16 protein-coding genes and 4 pseudogenes are annotated in these 16,531 nt (G+C 76.5%); 14 read left to right on the top strand and 6 right to left on the bottom strand.

All coding sequences use genetic code 11. From position 1 onward, the window contains the following. From BJF79_RS42040 to BJF79_RS66150, 3 genes and pseudogenes are all read right to left on the bottom strand, one after another. Positions 1–427 (bottom strand): annotated as a pseudogene (locus tag BJF79_RS42040) (glycosyltransferase family 2 protein); the annotation flags it as partial. A 242-nt stretch (positions 428–669) separates the two neighbouring features. Further along, entirely contained in the window at positions 670–1,554 is an 885-nt protein-coding gene (locus BJF79_RS42035) for a glycosyltransferase family 2 protein (protein ID WP_316043553.1), read from the bottom strand. Beyond that, the gene (locus BJF79_RS66150) at positions 1,545–1,712 is read right to left on the bottom strand and encodes a hypothetical protein (protein ID WP_316043552.1); all 168 of its coding nucleotides are present in this window, start codon (positions 1,710–1,712) and stop codon (positions 1,545–1,547) included. The genes BJF79_RS42035 and BJF79_RS66150 overlap by 10 nt, the downstream gene beginning before the upstream one ends. 226 nt (positions 1,713–1,938) lie before the next feature. On the opposite strand from BJF79_RS66150, the gene BJF79_RS42030 reads away from it, so the two are divergent. The 13 genes and pseudogenes from BJF79_RS42030 to BJF79_RS41980 all read left to right on the top strand — a co-directional run bounded on the left by BJF79_RS42030 (position 1,939) and on the right by BJF79_RS41980 (position 13,387). Continuing rightward, on the top strand, positions 1,939–3,576 hold the full coding sequence (locus tag BJF79_RS42030; RefSeq protein ID WP_075905834.1) for a carbamoyltransferase: 1,638 nt from the start codon (positions 1,939–1,941) through the stop codon (positions 3,574–3,576). Continuing rightward, on the top strand, positions 3,576–4,559 hold the full coding sequence (locus BJF79_RS42025; protein ID WP_075905832.1) for a glycosyltransferase family 2 protein: 984 nt from the start codon (positions 3,576–3,578) through the stop codon (positions 4,557–4,559). Before BJF79_RS42030 ends, BJF79_RS42025 begins: the two co-directional genes overlap by 1 nt. A 106-nt stretch (positions 4,560–4,665) precedes the next feature. After that, positions 4,666–5,337: a D-glycero-alpha-D-manno-heptose-1,7-bisphosphate 7-phosphatase gene (locus BJF79_RS42020; protein WP_262403393.1), complete on the top strand. Its 672-nt coding sequence runs from the start codon at positions 4,666–4,668 to the stop codon at positions 5,335–5,337. Beyond that, the gene (locus tag BJF79_RS42015) at positions 5,334–6,347 is read left to right on the top strand and encodes a glycosyltransferase family 9 protein (RefSeq protein ID WP_075905828.1); all 1,014 of its coding nucleotides are present in this window, start codon (positions 5,334–5,336) and stop codon (positions 6,345–6,347) included. The genes BJF79_RS42020 and BJF79_RS42015 overlap by 4 nt, the downstream gene beginning before the upstream one ends. Beyond that, positions 6,344–7,339: a glycosyltransferase gene (locus tag BJF79_RS42010; protein WP_075905826.1), complete on the top strand. Its 996-nt coding sequence runs from the start codon at positions 6,344–6,346 to the stop codon at positions 7,337–7,339. Before BJF79_RS42015 ends, BJF79_RS42010 begins: the two co-directional genes overlap by 4 nt. Then, positions 7,336–8,193 (top strand): annotated as a pseudogene (locus tag BJF79_RS42005) (glycosyltransferase); the annotation flags it as partial. The gene BJF79_RS42010 and the pseudogene BJF79_RS42005, both read left to right, overlap by 4 nt. A gap of 86 nt (positions 8,194–8,279) precedes the next feature. Further along, positions 8,280–8,408 (top strand): annotated as a pseudogene (locus BJF79_RS64235) (glycosyltransferase); the annotation flags it as partial. A gap of 238 nt (positions 8,409–8,646) precedes the next feature. Further along, positions 8,647–9,243, top strand: a complete 597-nt coding sequence (locus tag BJF79_RS42000; protein WP_083734644.1) for an SIS domain-containing protein — start codon at positions 8,647–8,649, stop codon at positions 9,241–9,243. After that, a complete protein-coding gene (locus BJF79_RS41995; RefSeq protein WP_262403394.1) occupies positions 9,240–10,322 on the top strand; it encodes a hypothetical protein in 1,083 nt (360 codons plus the stop codon). The genes BJF79_RS42000 and BJF79_RS41995 overlap by 4 nt, the downstream gene beginning before the upstream one ends. After that, entirely contained in the window at positions 10,286–10,642 is a 357-nt protein-coding gene (locus BJF79_RS64230) for an adenylyltransferase/cytidyltransferase family protein (protein ID WP_262403392.1), read from the top strand. The genes BJF79_RS41995 and BJF79_RS64230 overlap by 37 nt, the downstream gene beginning before the upstream one ends. Next, positions 10,639–11,316 carry an SDR family oxidoreductase gene (locus BJF79_RS41990; protein ID WP_075905824.1) on the top strand — a complete coding sequence of 226 codons (678 nt, stop codon included), beginning with the start codon at positions 10,639–10,641 and terminating at the stop codon, positions 11,314–11,316. The genes BJF79_RS64230 and BJF79_RS41990 overlap by 4 nt, the downstream gene beginning before the upstream one ends. Continuing rightward, a complete protein-coding gene (locus BJF79_RS41985; RefSeq protein ID WP_262403390.1) occupies positions 11,307–12,293 on the top strand; it encodes a glycosyltransferase family 9 protein in 987 nt (328 codons plus the stop codon). The genes BJF79_RS41990 and BJF79_RS41985 overlap by 10 nt, the downstream gene beginning before the upstream one ends. Next, positions 12,293–13,387 (top strand): annotated as a pseudogene (locus BJF79_RS41980) (NAD-dependent epimerase/dehydratase family protein). The gene BJF79_RS41985 and the pseudogene BJF79_RS41980 overlap by 1 nt, the downstream one beginning before the upstream one ends. On the opposite strand, the gene BJF79_RS41975 reads toward BJF79_RS41980, so the two are convergent. From BJF79_RS41975 to BJF79_RS41965, 3 genes are all read right to left on the bottom strand, one after another. After that, on the bottom strand, positions 13,353–13,754 hold the full coding sequence (locus BJF79_RS41975; RefSeq protein WP_075905822.1) for a DUF2267 domain-containing protein: 402 nt from the start codon (positions 13,752–13,754) through the stop codon (positions 13,353–13,355). The pseudogene BJF79_RS41980 and the gene BJF79_RS41975 sit on opposite strands and share 35 nt — an antisense overlap. A 72-nt stretch (positions 13,755–13,826) precedes the next feature. Beyond that, on the bottom strand, positions 13,827–14,741 hold the full coding sequence (locus BJF79_RS41970) for a polysaccharide pyruvyl transferase family protein (protein ID WP_075905820.1): 915 nt from the start codon (positions 14,739–14,741) through the stop codon (positions 13,827–13,829). A 227-nt stretch (positions 14,742–14,968) separates the two neighbouring features. Further along, complete coding sequence (locus BJF79_RS41965; RefSeq protein WP_075905818.1) at positions 14,969–15,409, bottom strand: SRPBCC family protein; 441 nt, start codon at positions 15,407–15,409, stop codon at positions 14,969–14,971. A 218-nt stretch (positions 15,410–15,627) separates the two neighbouring features. Here BJF79_RS41965 and BJF79_RS41960 point away from each other — a divergent pair, with 218 nt between their 5' ends. Further along, on the top strand, positions 15,628–16,524 hold the full coding sequence (locus BJF79_RS41960; RefSeq protein WP_083734643.1) for a SigB/SigF/SigG family RNA polymerase sigma factor: 897 nt from the start codon (positions 15,628–15,630) through the stop codon (positions 16,522–16,524). Positions 16,525–16,531 lie beyond the last annotated feature (7 nt).

Raw genomic sequence — 16,531 nt, 5'->3', positions numbered from 1 at the left:
GCGGGCGGACCGGCGGCGGCGAGCCGGGCGCGGACCGTCCGGGGTGCGGAGCTCGGACGCGGCGGCGCGGGCGAGCACCGGCGCCGGGCGCCGCAGCCACAGCGTCAGCAGACCGGTTGCGGATCTCCCGGCGGCGGCGCGCGGCCGGGGAGCGGCCCGTCCGCGACGGGTGGTGGTGCACGACGAGCTCCGGCACGTACGCCAGGCCCCACCCGGCCGCGGCCAGGTCGAGGGCCAGCAGCTCCTCCTCCCCGGCGAAGTGCAGGACGCCGGAGAAGCCCCCGGCGTCGAGGAACGCGTCCCGCCGCACGATGACCGAGCAGGCCAGGAAGCCGAGGATCGCCGGGCCCGGGAACCCGTCCGGGCGGCCGAGGGGCGCGGCGGCCATCTCCTCCGACACCGGGTCGAGCCGCTCCTCCTCCCCCACCAGGACGCGCGTGGCGAGCAGCGCCGTCCGGGGGTGCGCGTCGAGGATCGCCGCGGCCCGCGCGAGGGCGCCGGGCGCCCACCACGAGTCGTCGTCGGCGAACGCGACGGTAGCGGGTGCCCGCCTCGGCCGCGCCGGCGTTGCGGGCGGCGGCGCCGAGGTTGCCCGGCAGCCGCAGCACGCGGGCGCCCGCGGCCGCGGCTACGTCGGCGTGCCGTCGGCGGACGCGTTCCCGGCGACGATCACCGGGGCCGCGTGCCGGGCGAGGCTGCGGCGCAGCTCCGGGGCGCGCGTGGGTCGCGACGACGATCGTGACGGCGGACGTCTCGGGCGCGCGGGCGTCCGGGCGGGCGGTCTCGGCACTGGTCATGGGCGGTTCCTCCCCGTCTCGTTCCGGTCAGCCGACGTGCCGGCGGGCCCGGGACGTCCGCTGGGACGCCTCCAGGGTGCGCAGCCGGTCCTCGACTTCGCGGGGCAGCGGGCGGCGCTCCCGCGCGACCCAGCCGAGCCCGGCCGCCGCCTCCGCCAGGGCGGCCGCGGTGACGCGGTTCGCGCGGCAGCGTGCGCAGCAGCCCGGCGGTGCGGCGGGCGGCGGCGGGCAGCGGGCGGCGCAGCCAGGTGAACCACAGCGTGTTGCGGATGCCGTGGCGGCGCCGCAGGTGCGCCTCCCGCAGCGGCGACGGCGCGTGGTGCACGACGACGTCCGCGGCGTAGCACAGGTGCCAGCCGAGGGTCATCAGGTCGGCGCTGAGCAGCTCCTCCTCGCCGCCGAGCCACAGCCGCGGCGAGAACCCGCCGGCCGCGCGGAACGCCTCGGCGCGCACCATCGACGCGCCCGCCAGGAACGAGCCGAGCGCGGGTCCGGGCAGCCACGCCGGGCCGGGGACGGGCGAGTCCCGCAGTTCGGGGACGATCGGGTCCTCGCGCCCGCCGGGCTCCACCAGGATCCGGCCGGTGACGACGGCGAGCCGCGGGTGCGCGTCCAGCAGCGCCGCCGCGCGCGCCGGGGCGTCCGGCTCCCACCACGTGTCGTCGTCGCAGAACGCCGCGTACGGGGTGCGGACGTGGTCGACCGCCAGGTTGCGCGCGACGGCGCCGAGGTTCTCCGCCGACCGGATCAGCCGCATTCCGGGGAACTCCGCCTCGACGCGTCCGGGGTGCCGTCCCGGGAGGCGTTGTCGACGACGATGACGGGCGGGCCGTCCGGCAGGTCCCGCAGGCGGGCGAGGACGGCCAGCAGCGAGTCCCGCCGGTCCCGCGTGATGACGACGACGGTGTAACGCATGGGCCGCCCGTACCCCCGGAGCGCCGCACCATGTGCCCGTCCCGTCCGGAAGGGCGACTGACGCGCCACTTCTCCCACCAGGGGCTTTTCACCTCTGCCGCGTTTAGCGTCCCAGTTCTCGGCAATGTCCGGAATCACCTATAGGGGATTAGGTCCCCTCGATCGATGTCTATGACGCAGGCATCGCCTTTCCCACACCGACCGTGCCACCGAACGGGGCCTTGTCATGCGTGTGCTCGGAATCAATGCGATCTTTCACGATCCGGCCGCCGCACTGCTGGTGGACGGCCGGGTCGTGGCGGCGTCCGAGGAAGAGCGGCTCAGCCGCCGCAAGCACGGGAAGCGGCCGGTGCCGTTCTCCGGCTGGGAACTGCCGGAGAAGGCGGCCCGATGGTGCCTGGACGAGGCCGGGCTGGAGCCCGGCGATCTCGACGCCGTCGCCTACTCCTACGATCCGCGCCTGGTCGAGCCGGGCCTCGACGGGCACGACGTCAACTGGGAACGGCTGCGCACGCTGTACGCGCGGCGCGCCCCGAACTTCCTGGCCACCGCGCTGCCCGGGCTCGACCCGGGGATCGTCCGGTTCGTCCCGCACCATGTGGCGCACGCGGCATCGGCGGCGCTCGCCGCGCCCGGGCCGGGCGAGGGCGACGTGCTCGTCCTGGACGGCCGCGGCGAATCGCACTCGCACCTCGCCGGGACGTACCGGAACGGCTCCCTCACCACTCTGCAGGCCCAACGGCTGCCGCACTCGCTCGGCCTGATGTACGAGGACCTCACCGAGCACCTCGGATTCCTGCGCTCCAGCGACGAGTACAAAGTGATGGCCCTGGCCTCCTACGGGGAGCCGCGGTTCCTGGACGAACTGCGCGAGCACGTCGCCGCCACCGGCGACGGCGGTTTCGCGGTCGCCCCCGTCGACTGGGGCTCCCTCGCGAAGGCCCGCGGCCCGGACGCCGAATGGACCCGCGACCACGCCGACCTCGCCGCGAGCGTCCAGACGCGCCTCGAAGAGGTGCTGCTCGACCTCGCGGGCTGGCTGCACGGCCGCACCGGCTCCCGCCGGCTCATGCTGGCCGGCGGCGTCGCGCTCAACTGCGTCGCCAACTCCCGCCTCGCCGCCGCCGGACCCTACGACGACATCTGGGTGCAGCCCGCCGCGGGCGACGCGGGCACCGCGCTCGGCGCCGCCCTGCACGTGGCGCGCTCGTCCGGCGACGAGATCGAGGCGATGCCGGGCCCCGGCCTCGGCCGCGGCTGGGACGACGACGAGATCGCCGCCCGGCTCGACCTCGCGAAGATCCCCTACGAGCGTCCCGCCGATCTCGCCGCGACCGTGGCCGAAGCCCTCGCCCACGACCGTGTCGTCGCGTGGTTCCAGGGCCGCTCGGAGTTCGGCCCGCGCGCGCTCGGGCACCGGTCCCTCCTCGCCCACCCGGGACACGTCGCGAACGTCGAGCGGCTCAACGACGTGAAGGGCCGCGAGCAGTTCCGGCCGATCGCGCCCATGGTGTCCCTCGACCGGGCGGCGGAGATCTTCGACGGCCCGATCCCCAGCCCGTACATGCTGTTCGTGCACGACGTGCGCCCGGAGTGGCGCGCGCGGATCCCCGCCGTCGTCCACGTGGACGGCACCGCCCGCGTCCAGACGGTCGCGGACGCCGACGAACCGCTCGTCGCCCGGATGCTGCGGGAGTTCGACCGCCGCACCGGCATCCCCGTCGTGATCAACACGAGCCTGAACACCGCCGGACGCCCGATGGTCGACGACCCGCGCGACGCCCTGGAGTGCTTCGGGTCCGCGCCCGTGGACCTGCTGGCCATCGGCCCGTTCGTCGTCCGCCGCCGGGAGGTGCACGCCTGATGGACTGCACCGTCGTCGTGCCCACCATCGGCCGCGAGAGCCTGCGCACCACGCTGCGCGCGCTGCTCGCCGCCCTCGACGAGTCCGCGCACGAACCGCACGAGATCATCGTGGTGGACGACCGTCCGGTGCCCGGCACGCCGCTGCCGCTCCCGGACGCGGGCCGGCACGCCCTGCGCGTGCTGCGCTCGGGCGGGCGCGGCCCGGCCGCCGCCCGCAACACCGGCTGGCGCGCCGCCGCCACCGAGTGGATCGCGTTCCTGGACGACGACGTCGTCCCCGGCCCGCGCTGGCCGCAACGCCTCGCCGCCGACCTCGCGGACCTGCCGCCCGAGGTCGGCGGCTCCCAGGGCCGCGTCGTCGTCCCGCGCCCGGAAGGCCGCCGCCCCACCGACTGGGAGCGCAACACGACCGGCCTGGAGACCGCCGCGTGGATCACCGCCGACATGGCCTACCGGCGCGGCGCTCGCCGACGTCGGCGGCTTCGACGAACGTTTCCGCCGCGCCTACCGCGAGGACGCCGACCTGGCCCTGCGCGTCCTGGACACCGGTCGCGTCCTCGTCCGGGGAACCCGCGAGGTCGCGCACCCGGTCCGTCCCGCCGCCTTCTGGGCGTCCGTCCGCGCCCAGGCGGGCAACGCCGACGACGTCCTGATGCGGCGCCTGCACGGCCCGTCCTGGCGCGCCCGCGCCGACGAAGGCCCCGGCCGCCTCCGCGAACACGCCCTGACCACGACCGCCGCCCTGACCTCCGTCGCCGCGGCGGTCCTCCACCGCGCCCGGCCGCCCGCACACTCCCCCGCCCGACGCGGCTCGGCCACCCGGCTCGGAGAGGCCACCAGGCGCAACTCGGCCCCCCAACGCAGAGGGGCCACCCGACGCGGCTCGGCCACCCGACCCGCATGGACCATCGGGCGCGGCTCGACGGCCCGACCCGCATGGACCATCGGGCGCGGCTCGACGGCCCGGCTCGGTTCGGGTAGTCGGCTCCGTTCGGTCGCTGGGCGCGGGTGGGCGCTGCCGGGGGGTTTGCGGGGCACGCCGGGCGGCGTCGCGCTGGCCGGCGGGGCGGTTTGGGGCTTGCTCACCGTGCGGTTCGCGGTGCAGCGGATCCGTCCGGGGCGGACGGCCGGGGAGATCGCGAAGATGGCCGTGACCAGTGCCGTGATCCCGCCCGCGGCGGTGCGGCATCGGATCCGGGGGGTCGTCCTGCACGGGCGGGCGCGGCCCTGGGCCGGGCCCCGGGTGGTGCTGTTCGACCGCGACGACACGCTGATCCGGGACGTCCCCTACAACGGCGATCCGGCGCTGGTCGAGCCGATGCCGGGGGCGCGGCGGGCGCTGGACCGGCTCCGGCGCCACGGCGTGCGGATCGGGGTCGTGTCGAACCAGTCGGGCGTGGCCAAGGGCCGCATCACCGCGGGCGACGTGCGCCGGGTGAACGCGCGCGTCGAGGAGCTGCTCGGACGCATCGACGTGTGGGAGTTCTGCCCGCACGACGGCGGCGACGGGTGCGGCTGCCGCAAACCGGCGCCCGGGATGATCGAGCGGGCGGCGCGGCGGCTCGGGGCGCTGCCGTCCGACATCGCCGTGATCGGCGACATCGGGCGGGACGTCGAGGCGGCCGCGGCGGCGGGGGCGCGGGGCATCCTGGTGCCGACCGCGCGGACACTGCCCGCGGAGATCGCGGTGGCGGTGGAGACGGCGCCGACGCTGCGCGCCGCCGTCGACCTCGTGCTGGGCGGGAGGCGGCGCCGATGAGGGTCCTCGTCGCACGCCAGGACAACATCGGCGACGTGCTGCTCGCCGGGCCCGCCGTGCGGGCCGTGGCGGAGCGCGCCGACGAGGTCGCGTTCCTGTGCGGGCCGCGGGGCCGGGCCGCGGCCGACCTGCTGCCCGGCGTCGACCGGGTGATCGAGTGGTGCGCGCCGTGGATCGATCCGGAGCCGGGGCCGGTCCGGCGGGACGACGTCGACCGGCTCGTCGAGGCGGCGCGGGGGTTCGACCGCGCACTGATCCTCACGTCGTTCCACCAGTCGCCGCTGCCGCTGGCGCTGCTGCTACGGCTGGCGGGCGTCCCGTGGATCGGGGCGATCGGCGAGGACTATCCCGGGTCGCTGCTGGACCTGCGGCACCGGCCCGAAGCCGACATTCCCGAACCGCTGCGGATGCTGGCGCTGGCCGAGGACGCCGGGTTCCCGGCCCCGGCCGACACCCGGCTGCGGGTCCGCGGGCCGCTGCCCGACACCGCCCATCTGACGGGCGGCCCCGGCTACGTGATCGTCCATCCCGGGACGTCGGTGCCGGCGCGGGCGTGGCCGCCGGAGCGCTGCGCCGAGGCGGTCCGGCTGCTGCACGCGGCGGGGCACCGGGTCGTCGTCACCGGGCACGGCGACGAGAAGGAGCTGACCGCGCGGGTCGCTGGGGAGTCCGGCCTGGACCTGGGCGGACGGACAGCGCTGCCGGAGCTCGCGGCGGTGCTGGCGGGCGCGCGGGCGGTGGTGGCGGGCAACACCGGGCCCGCGCATCTCGCGGCGGCCGTCGGCACGCCGGTGGTGTCGCTGTTCGCGCCGACGGTCCCGGCGGCGCGGTGGGCCCCGTTCGGGGTGCCGATGGCGCTGCTGGGCGACCAGCAGGCCCCCTGCAAGGACACCCGCGCCCGCGAATGCCCGGTCGACGGGCATCCGTGCCTGGCGTCGGTCACCGCCGACGAGGTCGCGGCGGCCGTGGAGATCGTGGCGGCGGTACGGGAGGAGGTGCCCTCGCGATGAGAGTGCTGCTGTGGCACGTGCACGGTTCGTGGGCGACGTCGTTCGTGCACGGCCCGCACACCACGCTCGTCCCCGCCGTCCCGGACCGGGGCCCGGACGGGCGCGGCCGCCCGGACACCTTCGCCTGGCCGGACCGGGCGGTGGAGGTGCCCCACGACCGGCTCCGCGGCGAGGACGTGGACGCCGTCGTCCTGCAGCGCCCCCGCGAGTTCGAGCTCACCGAGGAGTGGCTCGGGCGCAAGCCGGGCATCGACGTCCCGGCCGTCTACGTCGAGCACGACACCCCGCGCCGCACCCCGGCCGACGCGAGCCGCCCCGCCGAGGTCGTCCCGGACAGCCGGCACTTCCTGCACGACCGTTCCGACATCCCGGTCGTGCACGTCACGAACTTCAACGACCTGTTCTGGAACTGCGGGCACGCCCCCACCACCGTCATCGAGCACGGCGTCGTGGACCCCGGGTACCGGTACACCGGGGAGCTGCCCCGCGCGGCCGCGGTGATCAACGATCCGCTGCGCCGGGGCCGCGTCACCGGCGCCGATCTCCTGCCGGAGCTGGCCGCCGCGGTCCCGCTGGACCTGTTCGGGATGAACGTGTCGGACGCGCCCGCGCGGCTCGGCGTCCGTCCCGGGTCGCTGCGGACCTTCGAGGACCTGCCGCAGGCGCGGATGCACGCGGAACTCGCGCGCCGCCGCGTCTACGTCCACCCCTACCGGTGGACCTCGCTCGGCCTCGCGCTGATCGAGGCGATGATGCTCGGCCTCCCCGTGGTGGCGCTCGCCACGACGGAGGCGGTCGAGGCGGTACCGCCGGAGGCGGGAGTGCTGTCGACCCGCGTCGGCGAGCTGGCCGGCGCGGCCGCGGCCCTGGCCGCCGACCCCGGGCGCGCCCGCCGGCTGGGCGCGGAGGCGCGGGCCTTCGCCGTGGAACGGTACGGGCTCCCGCGTTTCCTGCGCGACTGGCAGCGAACACTCACGGAGGTGACGCGATGAGAATAGCCATGATCTCCGAGCACGCCAGCCCGCTCGCCGCCAAGGGCGGTCTCGGCGGGCCCGACGGCGGCGGGCAGAACGTGTTCGTCGCGGAACTGGCCGCCGAACTGGGCAGGCAGGGACACTACGTCACCGTCTACACCCGGCGGGACGCGCCCGCGCTCCCGCGCCGGGTGCGGCTGGCGCCGGGCGTGACGGTCGAGCACGTCCCGGCGGGGCCGCCCGAGCACGTCCCCAAGGACGATCTTCTGCCGTGGATGGACGACTTCGGCCGGTATCTGCGGGACCGCTGGTCGGCCGAGCCGCCGGACGTCGCGCACGCGCACTTCTGGATGAGCGGGCTCGCCGCGCTCCGGGCGGCGGACGCCGCACGGGAACGGCACGTCCCGGTCGTGGAGACCTTCCACGCGCTCGGCACCGTGAAGCGCCGCCACCAGGGCGGCAAGGACACGAGCCCGGTGGAGCGGCTGCGGCTGGAACGGGCGATCGGCCGCGGCGCCGACGCGATCATCGCGACGTGCTCGGACGAGGTCGGCGAGCTCGCCGCGATGGGCGTCCCGGTCGAGCGCGTCTCGGTGGTGCCCTGCGGGGTGGACCTGCGGCTGTTCGATCCGGGCCGCCCGGCGGGCGGCCCGCCCCGCGCGGATCCGGACGGGCGGCACCGCCTCGTGGTGCTGTCCCGGCTCGTCGAGCGCAAGGGCGTCGACACCGCGATCCGGGCGCTGGCGCACCTGCCGGACGCCGAACTGGCCGTCGCCGGCGGCCCGCCGCACGGCGACCTGGACGCAGACCCGGAGATCCGCCGGCTGCGGCGGGTGGCCGAGGAGGCGGGCGTGGCCGGCCGGGTCGACTTCGTCGGCCGGGTCGCCCGCGCGGACGTCGCGCCGCTGCTGCGGTCGTCGAGCCTGGTGCTGACGCTGCCTGGTACGAGCCGTTCGGGATGGTGCCGCTGGAGGCGATGGCGTGCGGCGTCCCGATCGTCGCGGCCGCGGTCGGCGGGCATCTGGACACCGTCGTGGACGGCGGCACCGGGCTGCTGGTCCCGCCGCGCGACCCGCGGGCCGCCGCGGCGGCGGTCCGGGAGCTGCTGGACGATCCGGCGCGCCGCGCGCGATGGGCGCCGCGAGCGCCGACCGGGCCCGCGCCCGCTACTCGTGGGCGCGGATCGCCGCCGACACCGCCGGGGTGTACCGCCGGGCGGCTGAGCTGTGCGAGGTGGCCGCATGACGGACCGGATCCCGCGGAGCGACGGCATGCGGCGGCTCGTGCCGGGGGGCGCGGGGGGCCGTCCCCCGCACGGAACGGGCATGACGACGACTCCGCTCGACACGAGCGCCGCCGTGCAGGACGCGCGGCTGGAGGCGCTGGCGGAGGCGGCGCTCGCGTTCCGCGAGCACGTCCCGACGATCGTCGCGTGGGGCCGCCGCCTGGCCGACGTGCTCGACGCCGGTGGACGGCTGCTGAGCTGCGGCAACGGCGGCAGTGCGGCGGAGGCGCAGCATCTGACGGCCGAGCTGACCGGACGGTTCGAAGGCGAGCGGCGGCCGCTGTCGGCGATCCCGCTGCACGGCGACGCGTCCGCGCTGACGGCCATCGGCAACGACTACGGGCCGCTGGACGTGTTCGCCCGGCAGGTGCGGGCGCACGGCCGCCGCGGCGACGTGCTGATCTGCCTGTCCACCAGCGGGCACAGCCCGAACGTGATCGCGGCGGCGCGGCAGGCGCGGCGGACCGGGATGGCGGCGTGGGCGATCACCGGGCCGGGCCGCAGCCCGCTCGCCGGTGCGTGCCACGCCGCGATCACGGTCGAGGCGCGGGCCACCGCGACCGTCCAGGAGATCCACCTCGCGGCGATCCACCTGCTGTGCGGGGTGGTGGACGAGACGCTGGGGGTGCCCTCATGACGGGGCCGCTGGTGGTGATCGGGGACGTGCTGCTGGACGTCGACATCGTCGGCAGCACCGGCCGGCTGTGCCCGGACGCGCCCGTGCCCGTCGTCGAGCGGGCCGAGGAGCGGCCGCGGCCCGGCGGCGCCGGGATGGCGGCGCTGCTCGCGGCGGCCGAGGGACGGGACGTGGTGCTGGTGACGGCGCTCGCCGACGACGATCCGGGTCGCAGGCTCCGCGCGATGCTGGAGCGGCACGTGGACGTCGCCGCGTTCCACCTGCACGGCGGCACCCCGTGCAAGCTGCGGATCCGGTCCGGGGGGCAGTCGGTGGCGCGGCTGGACGCCGGGGAGGGCGAGGCGATGGACGGGCCGGTGGGCCCGCGCGTCGCCGCGGCCGTCTCCGGCGCGGGCGCGGTGCTGGTGTCGGACTACGGCCGGGGCGTCACCCGGCACCGGGCCGTCCGCTCGCTGCTCGCGGACCTGCCGCCGGGCGTCCCGGTGGTGTGGGACCCGCATCCGCGGGGGGAGCCGCCGGTGCCGGACGTGGTGCGGCTGCTGACCCCGAACGAGGAGGAGGCGGCGCGGCTCGCCGCGGCGGACGGCGCCGACATCTCCGGGTTCGGGCTGTCGGCGGCGGGCCGCCGCGGCCGCCGTCTCGGCCGGTCCTGGGGCATCGACGGCGTCGCGGTGACGCTCGTGCGCGGAGGGGGCGCTGCTGTGCGACGGGTCGGAGGCGCCGCCGTTCCTGGCGCCCGCCGAACCGGCCCGCGGCGACTCCTGCGGGGCGGGCGACTGTTTCGCCGCCGGGGCCGTCCAGGTGCTGGCGGACGGCGGGCCGCTCCCCGCGGCCGTCACCGAGGGGGTCCGGCGGGCCTCGGAGTTCGTCCGGGCGGCGCGGCGGCGGGCGTCGCGGCGCAGCTCGCCGAGCAGGCACCGCGCGGCTGGTGCCCGAGCGCGGCGAGGACGCCTGGGACGTCGCCCGGCGGACGCGGCGCGCGGGCGGGGCGGTGGTGGCGACCGGCGGCTGCTTCGACCTTCTGCACGCGGGGCACGTCAGCATGCTGCAGCAGGCGCGGCGGCTCGGCGACTGCCTGATCGTGTGCGTGAACTCGGACGCGTCGGTGCGGCGCCGCAAGGGCCCGTCGCGGCCGGTGACCCCGGCCGCCGACCGCGTCCGGGTGCTGGAGGCGCTCAGCGACGTGGACGCCGCCGTCGTGTTCGACGACGACACCCCGGCGCCGCTGCTGGAGCGGCTCCGGCCCGACGTGTGGGTGAAGGGCTCCGACTACGCCGGGGCACCGCTGCCGGAGGCCGGGACGGTCCGGGCGCACGGCGGCGAGGTCGTCCTGCTGCCGCTGCTGGAAGGGCGCTCCACGACGCGCCTGCTGTCGACCACGAAGGGACATGCCTCATGAACGTGCTCATCACCGGTGGCGCCTCCGGGCTCGGCGCGGCCGTCGCGCGGCGGGTCGCGGCCGACGGCGGGAAGCCGCTGATCCTGGACCTGCATCCGCCGAAGGACGATTTCCCCTGCATGCAGGCGGATCTGGCCGACCGGCACTGCGCCGAACGGGCCGTGCACGGGCTGGCCCGCGCGAACGGCGGCCTGCACGCGGTCGTGACGGCCGCCGGGATCGACGCCTGCGGCCCGCTGAACGACGTGCCCGCCGAGGACTGGGAGCGGGTCGTGCAGGTGAACCTGCTGGGCACCGCCGCGGTGATCCGGGCGGCGATCCCCTACCTGGAGAACGAGCCGAAGGGACGGGTCGTGACGGTCGCGTCCACGCTCGGGTTCCGCGCGTTCCCGGACGCCACGGCGTACTGCGCGTCCAAGTTCGGGATCGTCGGGTTCACGCGGGCGCTGGCGGCGGAGCTGGCCGGGCGGGTCGCCGTGACGATGCTCGTCCCCGGCGGCATGGACACCGCGTTCTTCGACGGCCGCGACCCGCAGTACAAGCCGGGTCCGGACGCCGAGCTGAACCGGCCCGAGGACGTCGCGGCGACCGTGGCGTTCGCGCTGGCGCAGCCGGAGGGCTGCGAGGTGCGCGAACTGGTCGTCGCGGCGTCCGAGGAGCCTTCGTGGCCGTGACCGCCGGTTCCGGGGCGGTGCGGCGGATGCTGGTGCTGCGGGCCCTCGGCCTGGGCGACCTGCTGACGGCCGTCCCGGCGCTGCGGGCGCTGCGGCGCGGCGCGCTGGACGCCCGGATCACGCTGGCGGCGCCGGACGCGCTGGCGCCGCTCGCCCGCGCGACGGGCGCGGTCGACGCCGTCCTGGACGCCTCGGGCCTGGACGTCCCGCTGCCGCCGGACGGACGGGTGGACGAGGCCGTCAACCTGCACGGCCGGGGCCCGCGGAGCCATCGGCTGCTCGCGGCCACCGGACCGGGCCGGTTGCTGGCGTTCGCGCACCCCGGGTTCCCGGAGGCGGGCGGGCCGGAGTGGGACGCGCGCGAGCACGAGGCGGCGCGCTGGTGCCGGCTCGTCGCGGCGTACGGGTTCGACGCCGACCCCGCCGATCTCGCCCTGCCGCGCCCGGAGGCAGCCTCCCCGGCGCCCGGCGCCGTGGTCGTCCATCCGGGTGCGGCGTACCGGCCCGCCGCTGGCCCGCGGACGTTCGCGGCCGTCGCGGCGGCGCTGCGGGACGCCGGGGAGCGGGTCGTCGTCACCGGCGGGCCCGCCGAGACGGCCGCGGCCGGCCGCGTCGTCGCGGCGGCGGGGCTCGGCGCGGCCGCGGACCTGTCCGGACGGACGGGCCTGCCGGAGCTCGCCGCGCTGGTCGCGGGCGCGCGGCTGGTGGTGTGCGGGGACACCGGGGTGGCGCATCTGGCGACGGCGTACCGCACGCCGTCGGTCGTCCTGTTCGGCCCGACGCCGCCGGACCGGTGGGGGCCGCCGCCGGACCGTCCCGAGCACACGGTGCTGTGGGCCGGACGGCACGGCGACCGCACGCGCGGCGCCGGACCCGGGCCTGCTGGAGATCACCGCCGCCGAGGCGGTCCGGGCCGCGGCCCGGGCCCTGGCCCGGCGGCCCCGCCGAGACCTTCAACACTGCTGAGGGGGACATGATGAGACATCCACGCGCCGTCGTGACGGGGGGCTCGGGGTTCCTCGGCTCGCACCTGTGCGAGGCGCTGCTGGGCCGCGGGATCTCCGTGGTGTGCATGGACAACCTGCTGACCGGGACTCGCGCAACATCGCCCATCTGACCGAGCGGGGCGACTTCCGGTTCGTCAGGCGCGACCTCACCGAGCCGGTGCACGTGCCGGGCGACCTCGGGTACGTGTTCCATCTCGCCTCGGCGGCCTCGCCCGCCGACTACCTGCGGCTGCCGGTGCAGACCATGGAGGTCGGGAGCCTGGGCACCCGCCACGCGCTGGACCTCGCCGAGAGCAAGGGCGCCCGGTTCGTGCTCGCGTCGACGTCCGAGGTGTACGGCGATCCGCTCGTCCACCCGCAGCCCGAGTCGTACTGGGGGAACGTCAACCCGGTGGGTCCGCGCAGCGTGTACGACGAGGCGAAGCGGTTCGGCGAGGCGCTGACGTCGGCGTTCCACCAGGCCCGGGGCCTGGACACCGCGATCGTCCGGATCTTCAACACCTACGGCCCGCGGATGCGGCCCGACGACGGCCGCGCCGTCCCGACGTTCCTGCGGCAGGCGCTGACCGGCGAGCCGCTCACCGTCACCGGGGACGGCGCGCAGACCCGCTCGATCTGCCACGTCGACGACACCGTCCGCGGCATCGTCGCGCTGGGCCTGTCCGACCATCCGGGGCCGGTCAACATCGGCAGCCCGTACGAGGTGTCGATGGCGGAGCTGGCCCGGCTGATCATCGCGCTGACCGGGTCGCGGTCGCCGCTGCGGTTCGTGGACCGGCCGCAGGACGATCCGCGCGTGCGGCGTCCCGACACGACGCTCGCCGAGGACGTCCTGGGCTGGCGCCCCCGCATCGGCGTCGAGGAGGGGCTGCGCACCACGATCGAGTGGTTCGCCCGGGAGCTGCTGGTGGCGCGACCGGCCTGACCGGACCGCACCGCGAGAACGACGGCGGCCGCGGCGGGGACGGATCCCCGCCGCGGCCGTCGGCCGATCGATCGGCCGCCGCTCCCCGTGCGTCGCGTCCGGTTTCAGCCGGAGTGACCGGCCGTCATCAGATCCCTGATGTCGGGCGGGAGCGCGTCCCCGATCTTCCGCATGGTGCCGCCCTGGGTGGCCTCGTCGGTGACTTCCAGCACCACCCGCGCGTAGTAGGCGGCGCGCGGGTCGTCGGTGCCGGCGCGGGCGGCGATCCGCTCGACGAAGTCGTGCCGGTCGAACCGCTCCCCGCTGCCTCCGCCGCCGTAGACCTCCGTCCGGCGGAGATGCTCGCCGATCTCGTGTGGCAGCTGCGCGGCGAGGTTGTCGGCGAGCCCCTCCGGGACCCGCTCCCCGAGCGTCTCCAGGACGGCGCGCGTCGCCCGCTCCGCTTGGCTCCAGCCGGAGAGGCGGGCGCGGTCCTGCACCTGGCCGATGAACTCCTCGTGCCGCATGGCGTGCGCTCCTTCCTGTACTGCCTGTAGCGATATGCCTGAAATGCTAAAACTTCCCGTTATGTCGGGTCGTTAACGTGCGCCCAGGACGTCCAGCAGCTCGCCGATCAGGGCCCCGGACGGCGGTTCCGCGGACGCGCGTCCGGCCGCGTCGGCGGACAGCGCCCAGTCCCACCACCGATCGAGCTCCGCCCGGTCCAGCAGCGGCGGGCCGGCGTCCAGCGGGACGGTCACGATCGCCGGCCACCCCCACGCCCGCGCCTGCGCGGCGACCTTGGCACCGCCGCCCACGGGGTCCACGGCCAGCGCGGGCACGCCGTTCTTCAGCGCGAGGACGAGCCCGTGCAGCCGCGTCGTCACCACCAGGTCGAGCCTCCGCAGCACCGATTCCAGCTCCGCCGCCGTGGTGCACAGCCGCCAGTCGCGCGGGTCGAGCCGGGTGTCCAGGGGCAGCCGGGCGCACGACCGCGACGCGAGCCACCGGGTCAGCTCGTCCTCGACCGCCCCGTGCCGCCGCCGCTCGCCGTACTCGCGCTGCCCGGGCGCCAGCAGCACGCCCACCACGGGGACGGACCCGGTCGGCGGCAGCGCGGACAGGTCCTGCCGCGGGCCCGCCGCCGGGGCGTCCCGGGCGAGGACGGCGTCGAACCCGGTGACCGCCGGGTCGCCCGGGTCGATCACCGACACCCCGACGGCGACGCGGCGGCACCGCGCGTAGCGGCGGTGCAGCCCGCGGACCTGCTCGCCGTGCGCGGGCCCGCACACGAACACGACGTCGCTGTAGTCGCGGGGGTCGGCCCCGTCGAGGTCGAGCCCGCCCGGGCGGAACACCGGGCTCCAGGCGAGGTCGCACTCCACCCCCGCGCAGGTCAGCGCCCGCCGGACCGCCTCCATCGCCAGGACGTCGCCCGCGGTGGCCTCGCCGTGCAGGAAACTCGGCCAGCCCGTCACCAGGACGCGCGGCGCGCCCGGTCCCCCTCCGGTCATGATCGCTCCAGTGGACCCGACGCCGCGGTGACGGTTGAGACACCTGCCGGTTTACCGAACCCGCCGCGCGGGCAGAGTCACGTCGCGGCCCAGTCGCGACCTCGGAGCCATGTGCTCGGAGCCGTGAGCCTGGGCCGCACCAGTTCCTTCCCCCTCGCTTCCCCGGCGGCGCCGGTCCATGCGTCCGGGCCCGGACGAACGACGCCGGTTCAGGCCCGGACCCCGGTTCAGGCCCGGACCCCGCCCGCGTCTTGGTCCCGTCCCTCGACGAGCCGCTTGTAACGCTGCAGGTCGCCCTTCAGCCGCCGGGTGAGCGCCCCCGCCCGGTCACCGGCGCGCGCCGCCATCCGCTCGGCGTCGAACTCCAGGCGCACCGTGATCCGCGTCGTCGTCCCGTCCAGGCGGCGGAACGTCACGACGCCGGAGTGCAGCGGGCCGTCCGGGGACGTCCACGCGATGCGCTCCTCGGGGAGCCGCTCCACGACCGTCACGTCGAACTCCCGGACGGCGCCGCCGCGCCGCGCCGCCCAGCGCGTCGTGACGTCGTCGACCCGCCGGACCTCCCGCACCCCCTCCATGAAGCGGGGGAACGTCTCGGACCGCGTCCACTGCCCGTACGCGACGGCCACGGGGACGGTGACGTTGACCGACTCGGTGATCGTGCCCACGGTTCACCGCCCTCCGGCACGGTCCGGCGGCCGCGCCGCCGACCGCTCCGGTTCCCTGACCGCCGCGTCGAGCACCATGGCTCCCCTGTTCCCCGCCCGTCCCGGACAATTCCCCCGCCATCCGGACGAAGGCCACATCCGGTGTTAGACCGTCGCTGCCGGGTAATGGGAGCGGAGCAAACGCCCCCTCTGCCCCGTGCTCGAAGGAGACCTCCCTGATGACGTCGGCTCCGACCCTCCTCCACCATGCGGAGCGAACAGAGGAGAACACGACGGACTCCCCGCTCCCCGGCCGGCCCGCGCCCACGCCCGTCCCCCTGGCCGCCCGCGCGCGGCGCGCCCCCGGGCGCTCCGACGACGGGCAGGCCGAGCTCCTGCTCGCGGAGATGAACGGGCTCCCCGAAGGCGATCCCCGCCGCGAGCGGCTCCGCGCCCGGATCGTCGACCTGCACGCGGCGCTCGTCCGCGGGGTGGCGCGCCGGTACGCCGGCCGCGGCGAGCCGATGGACGACCTGCTGCAGGTGGCCTACCTGGGCCTCGTCAAGGCCATCAACCGGTTCGACCCCGACGTGGGCGACCGGTTCGTCACCTACGCCTACCCCGTGGTCACCGGGGAGGTGAAACGGCACTTCCGGGACAAGACCTGGGGACTGCGGGTGTCGCGCCGCATCCAGGAGCTGCGGCCGGTGCTGCAGCGCACCGTCCAGGACTTCACCCGCGACCACGGCCGCTCCCCCACGACCCGGGAGATCGCCGGGCTGATGGAGATCACCGAGGAGGAGACCGTCGAGGTGCTGGTCGCCTGCGACGCCTACCGCCCGCTGTCCCTGGAGGCCCCGGCGGACGGCGGCCAGAGCGGCGACACCGGCGGCTCCGTCGGCGAGTACCTCGGCTCGGAGGATCCGGCGCTGGACGCCTTCATCGACGGCCACGCGCTCGGCCCGCTCCTCGACGAACTGCCCGAGCGGGAGCGCACGATCGTGCTGCTGCGCTTCTTCGGCAACAAGACGCAGACGCAGATCGCCGAGCAGATCGGCCTGTCGCAGATGCACGTCTCGCGGCTGCTGCGCGGCACCCTGGACAAGCTCCGCGCCGGGCTGCTCGCCGAAGGGTGAGCGGACC

Source organism: Actinomadura sp. CNU-125, assembly GCF_001942465.1.
Lineage (GTDB): Bacteria > Actinomycetota > Actinomycetes > Streptosporangiales > Streptosporangiaceae > Spirillospora.
The sequence above is the reverse complement of the archived record's forward strand: the minus strand, read 5'-3'. Positions and strand labels throughout refer to the sequence as shown.